Origin of the sequence: Rhizobium sp. 0TCS1.26, from assembly GCF_050455525.1 — a bacterium.
Lineage (GTDB): Bacteria > Pseudomonadota > Alphaproteobacteria > Rhizobiales > Rhizobiaceae > Neorhizobium.
Genome location: NZ_JBCIYV010000001.1, coordinates 1,332,535 through 1,350,150, shown reverse-complemented (window position 1 = coordinate 1,350,150; position 17,616 = coordinate 1,332,535). Strand labels below are relative to the sequence as shown.

At 63.9% G+C, this 17,616-nt stretch carries 15 protein-coding genes; 2 read left to right on the top strand and 13 right to left on the bottom strand.

Annotation, left to right across the window (positions count from 1 at the left end; all coding sequences use genetic code 11):
- Positions 1–2 precede the first annotated feature (2 nt).
- The 11 genes from AAIH46_RS06640 to AAIH46_RS06590 form a co-directional block, all read right to left on the bottom strand.
- Positions 3–1,778, bottom strand: coding sequence for an N-acetylglutaminylglutamine amidotransferase (locus AAIH46_RS06640; RefSeq protein WP_430304864.1), 1,776 nt, complete (start codon positions 1,776–1,778; stop codon positions 3–5).
- Positions 1,779–2,031: 253 nt separating this feature from the next.
- The gene (locus AAIH46_RS06635; RefSeq protein WP_430304863.1) at positions 2,032–3,357 is read right to left on the bottom strand and encodes an L-fuconate dehydratase; all 1,326 of its coding nucleotides are present in this window, start codon (positions 3,355–3,357) and stop codon (positions 2,032–2,034) included.
- Between the two features lie 39 nt (positions 3,358–3,396).
- Positions 3,397–4,242, bottom strand: coding sequence for a fumarylacetoacetate hydrolase family protein (locus AAIH46_RS06630; RefSeq protein WP_430304862.1), 846 nt, complete (start codon positions 4,240–4,242; stop codon positions 3,397–3,399).
- Positions 4,243–4,269: 27 nt separating this feature from the next.
- Positions 4,270–5,001, bottom strand: a complete 732-nt coding sequence (locus AAIH46_RS06625; RefSeq protein WP_430304861.1) for an SDR family oxidoreductase — start codon at positions 4,999–5,001, stop codon at positions 4,270–4,272.
- Positions 5,002–5,049: 48 nt separating this feature from the next.
- Positions 5,050–6,192, bottom strand: coding sequence for a mannitol dehydrogenase family protein (locus AAIH46_RS06620; RefSeq protein ID WP_430304860.1), 1,143 nt, complete (start codon positions 6,190–6,192; stop codon positions 5,050–5,052).
- A complete protein-coding gene (locus AAIH46_RS06615) occupies positions 6,189–7,199 on the bottom strand; it encodes a zinc-binding alcohol dehydrogenase family protein (RefSeq protein ID WP_430304859.1) in 1,011 nt (336 codons plus the stop codon). The genes AAIH46_RS06620 and AAIH46_RS06615 overlap by 4 nt, the downstream gene beginning before the upstream one ends.
- Positions 7,200–7,203: 4 nt before the next feature.
- Positions 7,204–8,022 (bottom strand): amidohydrolase family protein, encoded by an 819-nt coding sequence (locus AAIH46_RS06610; RefSeq protein ID WP_430304858.1) that lies wholly within the window; start codon positions 8,020–8,022, stop codon positions 7,204–7,206.
- A 3-nt stretch (positions 8,023–8,025) separates the two neighbouring features.
- The gene (locus AAIH46_RS06605) at positions 8,026–9,039 is read right to left on the bottom strand and encodes an aldo/keto reductase (RefSeq protein WP_430304857.1); all 1,014 of its coding nucleotides are present in this window, start codon (positions 9,037–9,039) and stop codon (positions 8,026–8,028) included.
- A 67-nt stretch (positions 9,040–9,106) separates the two neighbouring features.
- Positions 9,107–10,054, bottom strand: a complete 948-nt coding sequence (locus AAIH46_RS06600; RefSeq protein WP_430304856.1) for an ABC transporter substrate-binding protein — start codon at positions 10,052–10,054, stop codon at positions 9,107–9,109.
- Positions 10,055–10,144: 90 nt separating this feature from the next.
- Positions 10,145–11,164 carry an ABC transporter permease gene (locus AAIH46_RS06595; protein WP_430304855.1) on the bottom strand — a complete coding sequence of 340 codons (1,020 nt, stop codon included), beginning with the start codon at positions 11,162–11,164 and terminating at the stop codon, positions 10,145–10,147.
- Between the two features lie 34 nt (positions 11,165–11,198).
- A complete protein-coding gene (locus AAIH46_RS06590; protein ID WP_430305019.1) occupies positions 11,199–12,722 on the bottom strand; it encodes a sugar ABC transporter ATP-binding protein in 1,524 nt (507 codons plus the stop codon).
- Between the two features lie 267 nt (positions 12,723–12,989).
- Here AAIH46_RS06590 and AAIH46_RS06585 point away from each other — a divergent pair, with 267 nt between their 5' ends.
- Together AAIH46_RS06585 and AAIH46_RS06580 are read left to right on the top strand one after the other, a co-directional pair.
- Positions 12,990–13,685, top strand: a complete 696-nt coding sequence (locus AAIH46_RS06585) for a FadR/GntR family transcriptional regulator (protein WP_430304854.1) — start codon at positions 12,990–12,992, stop codon at positions 13,683–13,685.
- A gap of 56 nt (positions 13,686–13,741) precedes the next feature.
- Entirely contained in the window at positions 13,742–15,274 is a 1,533-nt protein-coding gene (locus AAIH46_RS06580) for a UxaA family hydrolase (RefSeq protein WP_430304853.1), read from the top strand.
- A gap of 26 nt (positions 15,275–15,300) precedes the next feature.
- Here AAIH46_RS06580 and AAIH46_RS06575 read toward each other — a convergent pair whose 3' ends face one another.
- A complete protein-coding gene (locus AAIH46_RS06575) occupies positions 15,301–16,311 on the bottom strand; it encodes an acyltransferase family protein (protein WP_430304852.1) in 1,011 nt (336 codons plus the stop codon).
- A 33-nt stretch (positions 16,312–16,344) separates the two neighbouring features.
- Positions 16,345–17,616: an O-antigen ligase family protein gene (locus AAIH46_RS06570; RefSeq protein WP_430304851.1), complete on the bottom strand. Its 1,272-nt coding sequence runs from the start codon at positions 17,614–17,616 to the stop codon at positions 16,345–16,347.

Sequence of the window (17,616 nt, the reverse complement as noted above, 5' to 3'; positions counted from 1 at the left end):
TCTCAGACCCCCTGTGCCTGCAGCCACATTTCGAGCAGTCCGACCTGCCATAGCTCGGAACCTTGCAACGGCGTGATGTGCTCGGACGGCTTGTCGAACAGCTGCTGCAGGTAGTCGTCGCGGAAGATGCCGCGGTCGCGGGCGGCCTGCGACGTCAGCGCGTCGCGGACCATCTCTAGGTAGGGCCCGTCGACATATTTCAGCTGCGGCACCGGGAAGTAGCCCTTCTTGCGATCGATCACCTCATGCGGCACGACCAGCCGGGCGGCATCCTTGAGCACGCCCTTGCCGCCATCGTTGAGCTTGAACTCCGGCGGAATCTTTGCCGCCAGCTCTACCAGCTCGTGGTCGAGGAAGGGCACGCGGGCCTCCAGGCCCCAGGCCATGGTCATGTTGTCGACGCGCTTGACGGGATCGTCGACCAGCATCACCTGGCTGTCGAGGCGCAGCGCCGCATCGACGGGCGTCTCGGCGCCCGGCTGCGACAGATGGGCGGCCACCAGTGCACGGCTGACATCGCTGTCCGCCAGCCACTCCGGATTGAGCTGCCGGCCGAGCGTCGCATGCGTACGGTCGAAGAACACCCTGGCATAGTCGCTAACAACATCGCCGGACTGGGCCAGCGGCGGATACCAATGGTAGCCGGCGAATACCTCGTCGGCCCCCTGGCCGGACTGCACGACGCGGATGTGCTTGGAGACCTCCTTGGCAAGCAGGTAGAAGCCGACATTATCGTAGGAGACCATGGGCTCAGACATGGCGCCGATGACGCCCGGAAGGGCTTCCATGAGCTGCGCCGAGGGCACGAAGATCTTGTGATGGTCGGTGCCGAAATGCTTGGAGATCAGGTCCGAATAGACGAACTCATCGCCCTTTTCGCCGTTCGCCTCTTCGAAGCCGACGGAAAAGGTCATCAGGTCGTTCTGGCCCTGTTCGGCGAGCAGACCGGTGATGATGCTCGAATCGACGCCGCCCGACAGGAGCACGCCAACCGGCACGTCGGCGACCGTGCGGCGCTTCACGGCAAGCCGCAGCGCATCCAGCACCAGATCGCGCCAATCCTCGCGCGACAGGCCGGCCATGGAGGCGTCGCGCTGATGCGGCGGGTTCCAGTAGCGGGTGTCCTGTTCGGTGCCGTCTGCCTCGATAACGCGGATGGTCGCGGGCGGCAGCTTCTTGACGCCGTTGATGATCGTGCGTGGCGGCGGCACGACGGCGTGGAAGGTCATGTAGTGGTGGAGCGCCTCGCGGTCGATCGAGGTGTCGATGTCGCCGCCCTTCAGCAGCGCCGGAAGCGAGGAGGCGAAGCGCACGGCCTTGCCGATCTTGGCGAGATACAGCGGCTTGATGCCGAACCGGTCGCGGGCCATGACCACGCGATCCGTGTCGCGCTCATGGATGACGAAGGCGAACATGCCGTGGAAACGCTCGACGCACTTGATGCCCCAGGCGTGCCACGCCTTGAGGATGACCTCGGTGTCACCGTGGGAGAAGAAGCGGTAGCCCTTGGCCTCCAGTTCGGCCCGCAGTTCGGGATAGTTGTAGATGCAGCCGTTGAAGGCGATCGTCAGACCGAGTTCGCCATCCACCATCGGTTGGCGGGCCTTCTGCGACAGGTCAATGATCGACAGGCGCCGGTGCGACAGGGCCGTCGAACCGTGGATGACCATTCCGGAACCGTCCGGACCGCGGGGCGCGATGGCCTCCATCATCCTGGCCTGTACCATGGGGGAAGGCTGTGCGCCGTCGAACCGTATCTCTCCGCAAATCCCACACACTGTGCTGCCTTGATCCTCTCTGTTTCCCGTCAGCCGCCGCCCCTGATTGGGCAAATAGCGAGCGATGCCCGCCCTTGCGGACGTGCAGCGCCAAGGCCAAACGAGATTGTTCCGGAAAGGTTGCGAGATTTTCTGGGGAGGATAGACGGCCGCCGGAAGGCGCGGCCCGAGACAAGACCTGAGTGGCAGCCGGACAATTGGAAGGGCCTGCAGAAGCTGCAGGCCCCTCCATCAATGCATTGAAATGGTGCGATCAGGCCGCGTGCGCAGATCCCGGACGCTTCTCGCCGGTGCTGCCTTTCACGGGCGCGAAGGCGAACTGCTCCAGCGTTTCCGACTTCATCTCGATCGAAAAACCCGGCATCGAGGGCGGCATGTAGGCGGCGTTCTCGATGCGGCAGGGGTCGAGAAAATGCTCGTGCAGGTGATCGACGAACTCGATGACCCGGCCGTCCTTGGTGCCGGACACGGCGACGTAGTCGATCATCGACAGGTGCTGGACATACTCGCAGAGGCCGACGCCGCCGGCATGCGGCCAGACCGGCAGGCCATATTTGGCAGCGATCAGCAGAACGGAGAGGACCTCGTTGAGGCCGCCCATGCGGCAGCTGTCGATCTGCACCACGTCGATGGCGCCCTCGGCGATGAACTGCTTGAACATGATGCGGTTCTGGCACATCTCGCCGGTCGCGACCTTTACCGGGCCGATCGCCTGGCGGATCTTGCGGTGACCGGCCACATCGTCGGGGCTCGTCGGCTCCTCGATGAAGAAGGGTTTGGCAAAGGCAAGCTGCTTGACCCAGTCGATCGCCTGATCGACCTCCCATACCTGGTTGGCATCGATCATCAGGTAACGGTCGGGACCGATCACCTCGCGGGCGATGCGCAGGCGGCGGATATCGTCTTCCAGATCGCGGCCAACCTTCATCTTGACGTGGTTGAAGCCGGCGTCGATGGCTTCCTGGCAGAGGCGGCGGAGCTTCTCGTCGTCATAGCCGAGCCATCCGGCGGACGTCGTGTAGCAGGCATAGCCCTCGCGTTCGAGCACGGCGATACGTTCGGCCTTGCCGGCTTCCGCTTGTCTCAGGATGCCGATCGCCTCGTCGCGCGTCAGCACGTCGGTGATGTAGCGATAGTCGACGATGTCGGCGATCTCTTCCGGTGACATGTCCGCAACCAGCCGCCAGACGGGTTTGCCGGCCTGCTTGGCAAGCAGATCCCAGAAGGCGTTGACCACGGCACCCGTCGCCAGATGCATGGCGCCCTTTTCGGGGCCGATCCAGCGCAACTGGCTGTCACCCGTCAGGTGTCGCCAGAATTTTCCCGGGTGCGCCTTCACCTCGCCGAGATCCGTGCCGACGACGAGATGGCGCATGGCGTCGATCGCCATGCAGCAGATGTCGTTGCCACGGCCGATGGTGAAGGTGAGGCCGTGCCCGGCAAGTCCGGGCACGTCAGTTTCGAGAATGACATAGGCTGCCGAATAATCCGGATCCGGGTTCATCGCGTCCGAACCGTCAAGGCTCTGCGATGTGGGAAACCGCAGATCGATGATCCGCATGTCGGTGATCTTGGCCATGCTTGGTGCTCCGGCAGGTCTGTCAGTCAAAGGGGAGGGTCAGGCGTCGGCGCGGAAGGTCTGCTTCTGCGTGCCGAGCCCTTCGATGCCGAGCTCCACCACGTCTCCGTCCTTCAGGTAGCGCGGCGGCTTCATGCCCATGCCGACGCCGGGCGGCGTACCGGTGGAGATGACATCGCCCGGATGCAGCGACATGAACTGGCTGAGGTAGGAGACGAGGAAGGCGACGCCGTAGACCATGGTGGCTGTCGAGCCGTTCTGCATCGTCTGGCCATTCACCTTCAGCCACATCGGCAGGTTCTGCGGGTGGGCGATCTCGTCCTTGGTCACCAGCCACGGACCGATCGGACCAAACGTGTCGCAGGATTTGCCCTTCGTCCATTGGCCGGCGCGTTCCGTCTGGAAAGCGCGTTCGGATACGTCATGGCTGACGCAGTAGCCGGCGACGTAGTCCATGGCGTCGGCTTCCGACACGTATTTCGCGGTCTTGCCGATGACGATGCCGAGTTCGACTTCCCAGTCCGTCTTCTCCGAACCGCGCGGGATCCGCACGTCGTCATTGGGTCCGACGATGGCGGACGTCGCCTTCATGAAGATCACCGGCTCCGGCGGTACGGTGGCACCGGTTTCGGCGGCATGGTCGGAATAGTTGAGACCGATGCAGATGAACTTGCCGGTGCCGGCCACGCAGGCACCGAGCCGCTCGGAGGCGGAGACTTCCGACAGCGACGCCGGATCGATGGCCGCCAGCTCGGCAAGCGCTGAGGGGTCGAGGGCAGCGCCCGAGAGGTCCTTTATGTAGCCGGAAAGATCGCGGATCGTGCCTGTCTTATCGACCAGGGCGGGGCGTTCTGCGCCGGGGGCGCCGTAGCGAAGCAGTTTCATGGATGTTGTCCTTCGTTCAATGCGTAATCAAATGGTCCAGCCGCCATCGATGGCGATGGCTTGCCCGCTCGTATAGGTCGCGCCGGCCAGATAAACGGCAAGGTCGGCGATTTCCTCCGGCGTGCCAAGCCGTCCGATGGGCTGGCGGGCGATGAAAGCAGCCCGGGCCGCCTCGTAGTCGCCCTGGGCGCGCAGCCGATCCTGCAGCGACGGGCTTTCGACCGTGCCCGGGCAGATGGCGTTGCAGCGGATGTTGTGACCGACGTAATCTGCGGCCACCGACTTGGTGAGGCCGATGACGGCCGCCTTGCTGACGCCGTAGGCGAAGCGGTTCGGCACGCCCTTGATGCTGGAGGCTACCGACGACATGTTGACGATGGCGCCGTCCTTGCGCTCGATCATGCCCGGCAGCACCGCCCGGATGGTTCGGATCATCGCCTTGACGTTGAGGTCGATGGCGAAATCCAGATCGCTGTCCGGCATGTCGAGGATGGTCCCCCCATGCACGACGCCTGCGCAGTTGAACAGGATGTCGATCCGGCCGATCTCCGCGACGCAGGCCTTGACCGCCTCCTCGCTCAGAACGTCCAGAAGGCGGGTGTGAAGGTTTTCCCGCTTCGGCAGTTCGGCGAGCGCCTGCTCGTTGATGTCGGTGGCATGGACGATTGCACCGGCATCGGCGAAGGCGATCGCGCTGGCACGTCCGATGCCCTGTCCGGCTGCGGTGATCAGCACCGTCTTGCCCTGAAGATTTGCCATTCCGTTTCCTTCTCTTCCCTCTACCCTGGGATATTTGCCGGAGGCCGATCACTCGATCCGGGCGAGCGCAGCCTTCAGCCTGAGCTGCGGAATTGCAAGGCCAAGATCGGCGGCGCGCGTCACCATCGGCAGGAGCCGGCGCCGTTTCTTCTCGTCATGATTGGCGGCGATGTCCGACAAACGGTGGCGCAGGAACGGATTACGAAAGCGATCGCGCACGCTGTCGATGTAGAGTGCGGCCTCATCTGCCATACCGTCGGCCTTAAAGACCGGCAGCACCTCCTCATGCCAGACGGCTTCCAGTTCATCCCGCATGGCCTGATCGTCCATCGCCTCCCGCACGGTTTCCTCGGGTGCGCGGCCGTTTGTCAGCCAGTGTTCGGCAAGCATCGTGTGGCCGAGATTGAGCAGATGCAGCTTCAACATCTCGTAGCGCTCGAGGTCATCGGTGACGACGATCGCCGGATGCCGGCAAGGCAGCACCAGGCCTTCCTGTGCCTGGATGGCCCACAGAGCGTAAGGCTCGGCGACCGCACCAACGGGCGAGATCGGCTCAGCGACGATGCGGTCGACAAGGCTGTTGGCGAAGTGGCAGCCGGTGTACAGCCAGTTGCGGAACTCAACAGGAAGGTCCCACTCCATCGCCAGCTGCTCGATCAGCGTGCGCAGCCGCGAGCCGTTCTGCGGCACGAGCTCGCACGGAAAGATCGACAGCGGCGCCTGAGGGATTGCCTTGAACCGGTGGGCAAGCAGGATCGCCATCTTCGCCGGAAAGCTCTTGGGCACGCGCGTGGGGTCGCTCAGCAGGGCAGCATCGTCCGAGGGATCGAGATCATAGCCCCGGTCGCCGGTGTTGGAGATGATCGCCTGCACCGTCGCGCCGAGCTCCAGGATCTCCTGCCAGTCTTCGGCGGCCGTCAGGGCCTGGACGATGGCGCTGCCCGTCCGCTCCTCGTCGATCGTCCTGCCCTGGTCGATGCCGCGGATGCGCACCGGATAGACCGGCGACTGCCGGAGCGCCGCGATACGGTCGGCGCTCTCGGCGCTGCTGGTTGTCTGGACAACGGCGATCGGCCCCAGCGCTTCACCGCGCTCCATCGCTTCCGAGATGAACAGATCTGCATGCGCCAGCAGGAAACGGCTGGTGCCGAACTGCAGGATCGCCGGAGGTCGGAGTGGGGCGGGGTTCATGCGACCTCCACAAGAGCTTTGACAACGCCGGCTGCCGGATCGGTCAGGCCGGCAAAACTGTCCGGCACGTCGGCGAGATGCATGCGGTGCGTGACCAGTGCATCCGGTACCTTGCCGTCGCGCATCGCCTTCATCACGTGCTCGAAGTCCTCGATCGTCGCATTGCGGCTGCCGAGCAGGGTGGTCTCGCGCTTGTGGAACTCGGGATCGGAAAAACTGATGTTGCTGGCGACGATCGAGACCAGCACATAGGTGCCGGCGTGTGCGACGAAACCGAAGCCGCGCTCGATCGCCTTCGGATTGCCTGTCGCATCGAACACCGTGTCGAAGAAGTTGCCGTCAGTGATCGCCGACAACTGGTCCACGTCGCCGTCGCCGAGCAGCACGGTGGAGGTGATGCCGAGATGGCGCCTGGCAAAATCCAGCCGATCGGTGCGACTGTCGATAAGTGTCACCTCCGCGTCTTCGAGCCTGGCGAAAAGCGCCACTGCGAGGCCGATTGGTCCGGCACCGGCGATCAGCACCTTGTCGCCGGCGCGGCTGCGGGCCCGGGCCACGGCATGCGCGCCGATCGCCAGAAATTCGACCATGGCGGCCTGATCCACCGACAGACCGTCGGCCTTCAGCAGGAATTCTTCGGGAAGGCACAGATATTCGGTCATGCCGCCATCGCGGTGCACGCCGAGCACGCCGATGTTGCGGCAGCAGTTGGTGCGGCCCTTCAGGCAGGCATCGCAGTGACCGCAGGAGATGTAGGGGATGATCGAAACGGTGTCGCCGGCGGCAAGCCGACTGCCTTGCGGTGCCTCCTCGACGGTGGCGGAGAGTTCATGACCCATCACCCGCGGATAGGAAAGGTAGGGCTGGTTGCCGGTGAAGATGTGCAGGTCGGTCCCGCAGACGCCGACGCGACGGATACGCACCAGCGCCTCGCCCTCGGCCGGCACGGGTTTTGGCCGATCGATCGCCGTCAGGGTTCCGGGCGTGTCGCAGATAACTGTAAGCATAAACTTACCCTTTCAACCGGTAGAAGCTGCACGCGGTGTCGCCGAAGACGGCGTCGTGCTGCGCAGGCGGAACGATGTCGCGGCACTGGGCAAGCCAGCTGTGATAGTCGCCGGCAAGCCGAAGGACCGGCCAGTCGCTGCCCCACAATACTCTTGAGGGGCCGAACAGCTCCAGCACGGTTTCCGCATAGGGCCGCACGGCGGCCGGCTTCTGATCGCCGGCTTCTGTCAGCAGGCCGGACAGCTTGCAGAACAGGTTGGGAAGCGCAGCAAGCTCCGCCATGTCCGTGCGCCAGTCGACGAAGCGGCCATCGGCAATCGGTGGCTTGGCAGCGTGGTCGATGACGATGCGCAGATCCGGGTGGCGCCTGGCAAAACGCGCCAGGTGGACGAGATGGCGCGGAAAGATGAGGGCATCGAAGGCGAGGTCGTGTGCGACCATGGCGGCGATCGCCGGTCCGAGAGCCGGATCATCGATCCAGCCGTCGTCGGTCAGGCCCTGCAGCATCGGCCTTATGCCCTTCAGCTTCGGATGCGCGGCAAGACTTGCGATCGCCTCTGCGGCATCCGGTGCCTTGAGATCCGTCCAGCCGACAACGCCGAGGATGAACGGGTTCTCATCCGCAAGCCGCAGCATGTAGGCGGTGTCGGCCTCGCGCTCCATCGTCTGCACCAGCACGGTGCCATCGATCCCGCAGCCGTCCAGAAGCGGCTTCAGATCTGCGGGCTCGAAGTCGCGATAGATGGCGCCGAGCTCTGCCGGCGGCCATTCGCCCTCGCGGTCGGCGAGACGCCAGAAATGCTGGTGGGCATCGACGCGCATTGATCAGCCTCCCTTGCCCGGAACGGCGGCACCCTCGGCAATCAGCCCGCGTTCCTTCAGTCGTGCCCAGAATGAGGCCGGGATCTGCTCCTCGAACCAGCCGACATTGGCGGTCAGCTGCTCGGCATTTCTGGCGCCGGACACGATGGTGAGTGACGCCGGATGCGCGAGTGGGAACTGCAGGGCTGCCGCCTGCAGCGTCACGCCCTCGGCCTCGCAGGCATCGCGCAAGGCATCGACGCGGGCCAGCATCTCGGCCGGCGCATCGGCATAGTTGAACTTCTTGTTGCCGGCGAGAATGCCGGAATTGAAGGCGCCGGCGATGACGATGCCGACGCCCTTGTCGGCGCAATTGTCCATGAAGGCGAGGCTCTGCTGCTCCAGCAGCGTGTAGCGGCCGGCGAGCATGCAGATGTCGATGTCGAAGACCTGCATCGCGTCGCGGATGACCTCCCACTCGTTGACGCCAAGACCGACGGCGCGAGTCGAGCCTTCGTCACGCAGCTTGCCGAGCGCGCGGAACCCGCCGCCCTCGGTCAGCTGGCTCCAGTGGTGCGGGTTCTTCTCGCCATGCGTGGCAGTGCCGATGTCGTGGATATAGAGGATGTCGGGCTTCAGGATGCCAAGCCGCTGCTGGCTTGCCTCGAACGAGCGCATCACGCCGTCATAGCTGTAGTCGTAGACCGGCCTAAACGGCAGCGGCTCGACATAGCCTTCCTCTTCGGCGCCGACCGTCTCGTCCGGCGTCATCACCCGGCCGACCTTGGTGCTGAGCACGTACTGGTCGCGGGGAAAGTCCGTCAGCATTGTGCCGAGCCGGCGCTCCGAGCGGGTAAACCCGTAATAGGGGGCCGTGTCGAAGTAGCGGATGCCGCTGTCCCACGAGGCCCCGAAGGCACCTGCGGATTCGGCGTAGGGCGTGACGCGGTAGAGGTTGCCCATCTGGGCGCAGCCGAGGCCCATGCCGGTGAGGGAGACGCCGGTTCGGGCGTGGGTGCGCTGTTCGGTGACCTTCATGACGTCCTGCCTTCTGATGGGAGTGACGCGCAGCGGCATGGCTGCGCGTCCTGTCTTGCGGTGGCGTTCAGTAGAGAACGTTTTTGGCTTCCGGCTTGTCGATATTGTCCTTGGTGACGACGACGACGCCGGTATCGACGAACTTGTCGACCTTTTCCTTCTTCAGAACCTTGCTCAGCGTCTTGATGCCGAGCTCGCCCATCTGGAAGGAACCCTGGACTGCGATCGCCGACAGCGTGCCGTCCTTGACGAAGCCCTGGAGGTCCTGGTTGCCGTCGAAGCCGACGGCAACGACCTTGCCGGCCTTGCCGGATTCCTTGATGGCGCGTCCCATGCCGATGGCGGTCGGCTCATTGGCGCCGAAAATGCCCTTTAGATCGGCATTGGCGGCCAGCACGTCGGTCGTCTGGTTAAGCGCCGTGGCCATCTGCGACTGCGAATAATAGGGGCCGACGATGGTCAGCTTAGAGTTCGCCTTGATGTAGTCGGTGAAGCCGCCGACGCGGCCGATCTCGGAGCCGGCGCCTGCGACATAGGACATCACGGCGATCTTGCCTTCGGTGCCGACCTTTTCGATCAGCGCCTTGGCCGCCAGTTCGCCGGCCTTCCGGTTATCGGTGGCGAGGAAGGATTGGTAGTACTGTTCCGATCCCTTCGACAGCATGGAGTCGACGATGATCACCGGGATGCGGGCTTCCCAGGCCTTCTTGACAGCCGGGATCAGCGCGTCCGGATCGGACGGGGCAAGCACGATGCCGGCAACGCCGCGATTTACGGCATTCTCCACCATGTTCACCTGGTCGGCGATGGCCGATTCAGAGGCCGGACCCTGGAAGGTCATGGTGTTGCCGTCGCCGACTTCCTTGATCGCCGCGTCGGCGCCCTTCTGGACGTTCTGCCAGAAGGTCGAGTTGACCGTCTTGACGATGACCGCGATTTCGGCGGCCTGGGCGCCCACCGATGCGGCGCAGACCATGAATGCGGATGTGAGCAGTGCTGCCGTAAGTTTCTTCATTTCGTCCATCCTCCTGAGGTGAAGCGGCCTGACGGCTGCTCCGCGGGAGATCCTCACTCCCGATAACGCGGAAAGGGTCCGCACCCTTCTTCAGCGGCGGTTGCGCAGCTGGTCGATCCAGACGGTGACCAGAATGACGAGGCCGATGATGATCTGCTGCGTGAAGGCGGAGACGCCGTTCATGTTGAGGCCGTTGCGCAGGATGCCGATGACGAAGGCGCCGATGGCCGTGCCGGAGATCGTCCCGACACCGCCGATCAGCGACGTGCCGCCGATGACGGCGCTGGCGATCGCATCCAGTTCGTACATGACGCCTTCGTTCGGCTGAGCGGTGACGAGGCGCGACATCAGCACGCAACCGGTGAGGCCCGCGAGCGTGCCGGACAGCACATAGGTGAAGCTGGTCACGCGGGTGACGTTGACGCCCGACAGCCGCGCCGCATCGATGTTGGAGCCGACCGCATAGATATGGCGGCCGAGCACCGAGCGGTTGAGCATGAAGGAGACGGCGACGGCGATGACGATCATCAGGATGACCGGGTAGGGGATGCCGGGGAAGACCACGGTCGGAAAGCCATCGTCACCGATGTTGACGACGCGAAACAGCGAGCCGTTGCCGAGAACGCCGAAGCTTTCCCCAAGACCGGACACGGCACGCGCGCCGGTAATCTGCAGGGCCAGGCCGCGAGCGATCAGCATCATGCCGAGCGTGGCGATGAACGGCGGCAGCTTCATGCGGGTGATGAGGATGCCGTTGACGAGACCGCAGGCCGAGCCGGTGAGGATGCCGATCATCATGCCGAGCCAGACCGGCGTGTTTAGTTCCTTGACGGCAAGCGCTGCCACGACGCCGGCAAGCGCCAGAACGGAGCCGACGGAGAGGTCGATGCCGCCGGTGATGATGACGCAGGTGGCGCCGATGCCGAGCAGCGCGATCGAGGTGACCTGCAGCGCGATCGTCATGCCGTTGTTGACGGAGAAGAAGGCGTTGCTGGTGATCGAGAAGACAACGATCAGCACGAGCAGACTGCCGAGCGCGGCGAACTTCTGGATGATGTCCTTCTGACGGTCCGTCAGTCGGCCGCTTTTCGGTTCGATCGGTAGGCTCATCGTGGTCCTCTATCCGCCGCTCTTCAGCTGCTTGTCAGTGCGCCGTCCGGCCGTAGCCGGAGGCGTAGCGCATGATCTCTTCCTGGTTGGTGCGTGCCGTATCCAGGATCCCGGTGATCGTCCCGTTGTGGAAGACGGCCACCCGGTCGGTCATGCCGAGTATTTCGGGAAGCTCGGAGCTGATCAGGATGACCCCGATGCCGTCTCGGGCCAGTTCGTCCATGATCTTGTAGATGGCAAACTTGGCGCCGACATCGATGCCACGCGTCGGTTCGTCAAAGAACAGCACGCGCGATTTGCGAAATAGCCACTTGCCGATGATGATTTTCTGCTGGTTACCGCCCGACAGCAGGCGGACCGGCTGGCGGACCGACGGCGTCTTGATGCTCAGCAGATCGACATATTTTTCCGCCGCCGACTGATGCTTGCGGAAGTCGATGAGCCCGAACCGGCTGGACACTTCTTCCATGTTGGCGAGTGTCATGTTGGCATCGACCGGCATCTTGATGGCGAGCCCCTGGGCCTTGCGATCCTCCGACAGGTAGGCGAGGCCGGCCGCGATGGCGTCACGCGGCGAGGCAATCTTCAGGGTGGATCCGGCCAGCGTCACGACACCCGTGTCCAGAGGATCGGCACCGAATATGGCGCGCGCCACTTCCGTCCGCCCGGCGCCCATCAAGCCTGCAAAGCCGAGGATCTCGCCGCGTCGAAGGGTGAAGCTGACATTGCGGAAGACGCCATGACGCGACAGGTTCTCGGCGCTGAAGATCACCTCGTCGGTCGGCGTCGACGTTCGCTCCGGGAACTTCTCCTCGAGCGACCGGCCGACCATCTTCGAGACGATCTCGTCAACATTCGTATCGCCGAACCGGGCCGTGGAGACGAAACGGCCGTCGCGCAGCACGGTGACCCGGTCGACGATTTCCGCCATCTCGTCGAGGCGATGCGAGATATAGATGATGCCGACGCCGGATGCCTTCAGGTCATGGATGACCTTGAAAAGCAGCCGCGTCTCCTGCTCGGTAAGCGATGAGGTGGGCTCATCCATGATCAGAACTTCGGCGTTCAGCGACAGCGCCTTGGCGATCTCGACCATCTGGCACTGGGCAACCGACAGCTCGCGCACCAGCCTATCCGGTGCAATGACGACGCCGAGCCGGTCGAGACAGGCCTGTGCATCGGCGCGCAGCTTGCGGCGATCGACCAGGAAGCCACGCCGAGGCTCGCGCGCCAGGTAGATGTTTTCCGCCACCGTCAGATGCGGCACCAGGTTGAGTTCCTGGTGGATGATGGCGATGCCGAGCTGTTCGGCTTCCAGAGGCGAGGAGAAGTTGCGCTCGACGCCTTTGTAGGTGATGGTCCCGGACGTCGGCGTATAGACGCCGCTGATGATTTTCATGAGGGTGGACTTGCCGGCGCCGTTCTCGCCGCAGACCGCATGGACTTCGCCGCGCTTCAAATCGAAGCTGACATCGGCCAGCGCCACGACGCTTGGAAATTCCTTGCGGATATCCTGCAGGCTGAGGAGAGCCTCGCCCATTGCGGCATCGTTCGTCATCGACGGCGGTGCCACGGACGCGCCGGGATCGATCTGGCCGCTTTGCATGATGTTCCCTCCTCGCGCAGTTGCGCCGGCCGCTCCAGCTCCACCCGGCGACCGTTGCCTATTGGTAATCGGCCTTACCAAACTGGTCAAGCCAGTTTGTTCGGTAGCGATCAATGCAGCCCCATCGGCAGGATAATTCAACGATTGCAGTTGGTTAATATTGGTCTTGCCAGTGTATCGCGTTCTTCGTATGGTAAGGCCAACTTGGGATGGAAGTGCATGAACGGGATACGCAGCACGGAGCGCAGGCTCTACCAGCAGGTCGCGGACCAGATCCGCGCGCTGATCCAGGACGGCGATTTCAAGCTGGGCCAGCGCCTGCCTGCAGAGCGCGATCTCGCACAGCAACTCGGCGTGTCGCGTCCTTCCTTGCGCGAGGCGCTGATCGCACTGGAAATCGACGGGACCGTCGAGATCCGCATGGGCTCCGGGATCTACGTCATCAACGCCTCGGAACGCCGGCAGCTGACGTCGGCTTCGATCGGCGAAAGCCCGGCGGAGCTGATGCAGGCGCGGGCAGCGGTGGAGGGTGCGGTGGTCGTGCTGGCGGCAACCCGGATGACGCCGGATGACCTGGCAGGCCTTCGCCAGACACTCGATGCAATGCGCGCGGAGATCGCTGCCGGCCGCAAGCCGATCGAGCACGACCGCCAGTTCCACACGGCGATTGCCGCCCTGTCTGCCAACAGCGTTCTGGCGCGACTGGTCTGCGATCTCTTCGACGAGCGGCATAGTCCGATCTCCACGCAGCTGCGCGAGCGGTTCGAAACGCCGGATACCTGGAGCCGGGCGCTGGAGGAGCACGAGGCGATCCTGGCGGCGCTGGAAGCACGCGATGCCTTGCTGGCGCAGTCGATGATGCATGCGCATCTGGAGGAATCCAAGCGTCGCTGGCTGGACAGCGAACCCCGTTAACCGCAGCGTGCGAGCGCTGTTGCAAAGCGAATGAACCTCCTGGGAGGAGGATAGGCATGAATGAAGCTTTCTCACCGGTCATCGTTCTCAACGCGATCGACGACGTTGCCGTGGCGCGCCGGTCGATCCCGGTCGGCAGTCCGACCGGCTACGGAAATCTCGTGGCGGCTGATCTGATCGGCCGCGGCCACAAGGTGGCGTTGCGGCCCATCGCGTCGGGCCAAGAAGTGCGCAAGTACGGGCAGATCATCGGTATCGCGACGCAGGACATCCTGCCCGGCCAGGCCGTCCATCTGCACAACCTCGCGATGCTGCCCTCCGAGCACGATCACCAGTTCTGCGTCGACATCGAGGAGAAGGGCATGCTGCCGCTCGCCGAGCGTCGCACCTTCATGGGCTTCGACCGTGGCATCGGTGGCGCCGGTACCCGCAACTATATCGGCATCATCTCGTCGGTGAACTGTTCCGCCACCGTGTCCCGCTATATCGCCGACTATTTCAACCGCATGGGAGGCCTCGACGGGTTCGGCAACATCGATGGCGTGGTGGCGCTGACGCACGGTACGGGGTGCGCGCTCAACAACAAGTCGGAGGGCTACCGGCTGCTGATCCGCACCATCCAGGGCTATGCGCGCCATCCGAATTTCGGCGGTATCCTGATGATCGGGCTTGGTTGCGAGACAAACCAGATCGGCCCGATCCTCGAGCATTACCGGATGGAGGAGGGTAGCCGCCTGCGGACCATGACGATCCAGCAATACGGCGGCACCAAGAAGACGATCGACGCGGCGATCGCCATCGTCAAGGAAATGCTGCCGACGGTGAATGCGGCCGAGCGGACGCCGCAGCCGCTGTCGAAGCTGAAGCTGGCGCTCGAATGCGGCGGGTCGGATGGCTATTCCGGCATTTCGGCCAATCCGGCGCTCGGACACGCGTCGGACCTCATCGTTCGCCATGGCGGGACGACCGTTCTTGCGGAAACGCCGGAGATCTACGGTGCCGAGCATCTGCTGACGCGGCGAGCCGTCACGCCGGCGGTCGCCCAGAAACTCCTCGACCGGATCGACTGGTGGCGAGACTATACCGCCCGCAATGGCGACGAACTCAACAACAATCCGTCGCACGGCAATAAGCTGGGCGGGCTGACGACGATCCTCGAAAAGTCCCTGGGCGCCGTGGCCAAGGGCGGTTCGATGCCGCTGAAGGCCGTCTACGAATTCGCCGAGACGGTGACCGAGCCGGGCTTCGTGTTCATGGATACGCCCGGCTACGATCCCGTGGCGGTGACCGGCCAGGTGGCCGGCGGATGCAACGTCATCTGCTTCACCACCGGCCGCGGTTCGGTCTCCGGCTTCAAGCCGTCGCCGTGCATCAAGATCGCCACCAATACCGACATGTACGAGCACATGAAGGACGACATGGATCTGAACTGCGGCGGCATCGTTACCGGCGACGAGACGATCGAGCAGTCAGGCGAACGGATCTTCGAGCACATCCTGGCGGTCGCATCCGGGCAGCAGACGCTGAGCGAGATCTACGACTACGGCGACAACGAGTTCGTGCCCTGGCAGGTCGGTGCCGTCACCTGAGACGGCGCTCGGATGCCTGCCGTCCGTCAGTCCGCGGCGCGTCTGCCCGGAATGCGGAAGACGATGCGCCGGTGCTTGATCAGGTGATGCAGCGGCCGCTCGACGCCCTCGTAGCAGACGATGCCGAGCAGCGTGCCGAGGAGGGCTCCGACCCAGACGATCGCCGCGGTCGGAAGCCCGGCGATCATGCCGGCCTTGACGACCACTGAAATCGCCAGAGTGTGCCAGAGGTAGATCGAGTAGGACGCATCACCGATATAGCTCAGGGCAGGGATGCGCGGTAGCGCACCACCTTTCTCCACCGCCAGCATCCCCGAGACGAGGCAGATGGCGAGCGGCGCGCACAGCCAGGTGTTGAAGTTGGACTGCAGCAGGTAGATGGCCGCAAATGAGAGGATGGCAAAGGCGATCAGCATCAGCCCGGTATCCGGATGCGGCGCATGCCCGGCAAGCCACAGCCTGCCGATCACCGCTCCGGCGAGAAATTCAAGCACGATCGGCCGCGTGTAGAAATCCATGATCGAGCCCGCCGGAGCGGCGAACTGGCCGACCAGGACCAGGGTGCCGAAGACCAGGGCAAGGGCAGCAATACGCAAGGGGCGCGCCAGCAGCAGGCTCGCGGCAAACACCAGGTAGAAGAACATCTCGTAATTCAGTGTCCAACCCTGGACGAGGATCGGCCACATCTCGCCGGTGCTTGGCGAGGCAACGGGTATGAACAGGTAGGAGGCGATCAGGTGCGCCGGGTCGAGCATCAGGTTGGGAAACAGGCCGGCCAGCGCACCCAAAACCATGATCGAGGTGACGATCCAGTAGCTGGGCGCGATCCGCAGCAGGCGATCCTTGAGGAAGCCGAGCGGCGTCAGGTGGCGGTTCTCGCTGATGACGATCATGATGAACCCGCTGACGACGAAGAACACGTCAACGCCGGCGGCACCGATGGCGAAGTGCTCGCCGCTGCGTTCGGCCGCGTGGAACAGCACGACGGCAAGTGCTGCGACTGCCCGTAGATACTGGATGCCGTAAAGCGTCTTCATGCGGCTCTCCATGCGTGGATCGTGAAACGGGATCTAGGCGGCATAAGGCGACATCGGACGTAGGCGAACCAGGTGCCGACGGGCAGGGGCCGGCTCCGGGTTCCTCAGCGTCAGCTTTCCGGCGGCAAAGTAGAACAGGAACGAACCGACGTGATAAGGATGCATGACGTCGATCTCGACGAATGAGCGGACCAGCAGCAGGGCAAAGACGCCGAACAGCACCAGCGATGCCGGATTGCGCCGGTCGTGCAGCACGCGCTTCAGGTGGCCGAAGAAGCCCGTCAGCAGGATGAGGCAGAGGAGCAGCGTTCCGACCACGCCGGTCTCGACCATCGTCTCGATATAGGTGTTGTGGAAGTGGAAGCCGCTGCGCGAGCCGATGTAGAATTCCTCCCACAGCCGTTCGGCCTCCGGAAAGCCCTGGACCCAGTAGCCCTGGTAGCCGAGGCCGAGCAGCGGGTGCTGGCGGGCGGCCTCGATCCCCTGTTGCCACAGATAGGTGCGGCCGGTGAGTGTCGAATCCTTGCCGAAGATGCCGAGCACCGCATCCATGGCGCCGAATGCCATTGCCGCGCTCGCACCCATCACGAGCACGATCAGGCCGCCGGCAAACAGCATCTTGCGGGCCGACGGAGCGAGCCGGCCGAGCACCTGCAGACCGGCAAGCACCGCAAGAATGACGACGGTGGTCAGTACCGAAGTCGCCGACTGCGAGGCAAACAGGCTGTAGGCGGAGAGGAGTGCGGTCGCGGCCCCGGCCAGCAGCCAGAGGCGGCGAAGGCCAAGGATCATGATGCCGGCATAGCTGAAGAACAGACCAAGCGACGCATAGAAGCCGAGCTGGTTCTTCGAGGCGAAGGCGCCGACGAAACTGTAGGTGCCATCGAGCGGATCGAAGAAATAAACGCCGAACAACAGCGAGTAGAGGAGCACGACGGCGCAGCCGATGATCGCGCCGCGCGCCAGCGTGACGACGCTCACGGTGCGCATGGCGATGAGCGCGCAGACGATGTGGGTCAGATACTGGATCGCGGTGCGCATCGAGATGCCCGGCGCCGGCGACCAGAAGACCGAGACGAAGCAGAGGATGGCGAAGGACAGGATCCACAGATAGCGCAGGTAGTTGCCGAGTACCTTGCGGTAATCGAGCAGGGCGAGCGGCAGCCAGGCACCATAGTAGGCGAGGATGGAAATCTGGCCGAGGCGGCCCGAATAGGCGAAGACGAACAGCGACAGTGCAACTGCCGCCATGCCGTACAGGGCGTTTTGTTCGGGATCGACGAAGGCAGCTTTGGCCAGCTTCAT

Coding starts and splice junctions, on each gene's coding strand:
- AAIH46_RS06575 (WP_430304852.1), bottom strand. CDS start 16,311: ATGAAGACGCTTTACGGCATCCAGTATCTACGGGCAGTCGCAGCACTT.
- AAIH46_RS06615 (WP_430304859.1), bottom strand. CDS start 7,199: ATGCTTACAGTTATCTGCGACACGCCCGGAACCCTGACGGCGATCGAT.
- AAIH46_RS06620 (WP_430304860.1), bottom strand. CDS start 6,192: ATGAACCCCGCCCCACTCCGACCTCCGGCGATCCTGCAGTTCGGCACC.
- AAIH46_RS06600 (WP_430304856.1), bottom strand. CDS start 10,054: ATGAAGAAACTTACGGCAGCACTGCTCACATCCGCATTCATGGTCTGC.
- AAIH46_RS06590 (WP_430305019.1), bottom strand. CDS start 12,722: ATGACGAACGATGCCGCAATGGGCGAGGCTCTCCTCAGCCTGCAGGAT.
- AAIH46_RS06595 (WP_430304855.1), bottom strand. CDS start 11,164: ATGAGCCTACCGATCGAACCGAAAAGCGGCCGACTGACGGACCGTCAG.
- AAIH46_RS06630 (WP_430304862.1), bottom strand. CDS start 4,242: ATGAAACTGCTTCGCTACGGCGCCCCCGGCGCAGAACGCCCCGCCCTG.
- AAIH46_RS06585 (WP_430304854.1), top strand. CDS start 12,990: ATGAACGGGATACGCAGCACGGAGCGCAGGCTCTACCAGCAGGTCGCG.
- AAIH46_RS06610 (WP_430304858.1), bottom strand. CDS start 8,022: ATGCGCGTCGATGCCCACCAGCATTTCTGGCGTCTCGCCGACCGCGAG.
- AAIH46_RS06625 (WP_430304861.1), bottom strand. CDS start 5,001: ATGGCAAATCTTCAGGGCAAGACGGTGCTGATCACCGCAGCCGGACAG.
- AAIH46_RS06580 (WP_430304853.1), top strand. CDS start 13,742: ATGAATGAAGCTTTCTCACCGGTCATCGTTCTCAACGCGATCGACGAC.
- AAIH46_RS06570 (WP_430304851.1), bottom strand. CDS start 17,616: ATGAAGCTGGCCAAAGCTGCCTTCGTCGATCCCGAACAAAACGCCCTG.
- AAIH46_RS06635 (WP_430304863.1), bottom strand. CDS start 3,357: ATGGCCAAGATCACCGACATGCGGATCATCGATCTGCGGTTTCCCACA.
- AAIH46_RS06605 (WP_430304857.1), bottom strand. CDS start 9,039: ATGAAGGTCACCGAACAGCGCACCCACGCCCGAACCGGCGTCTCCCTC.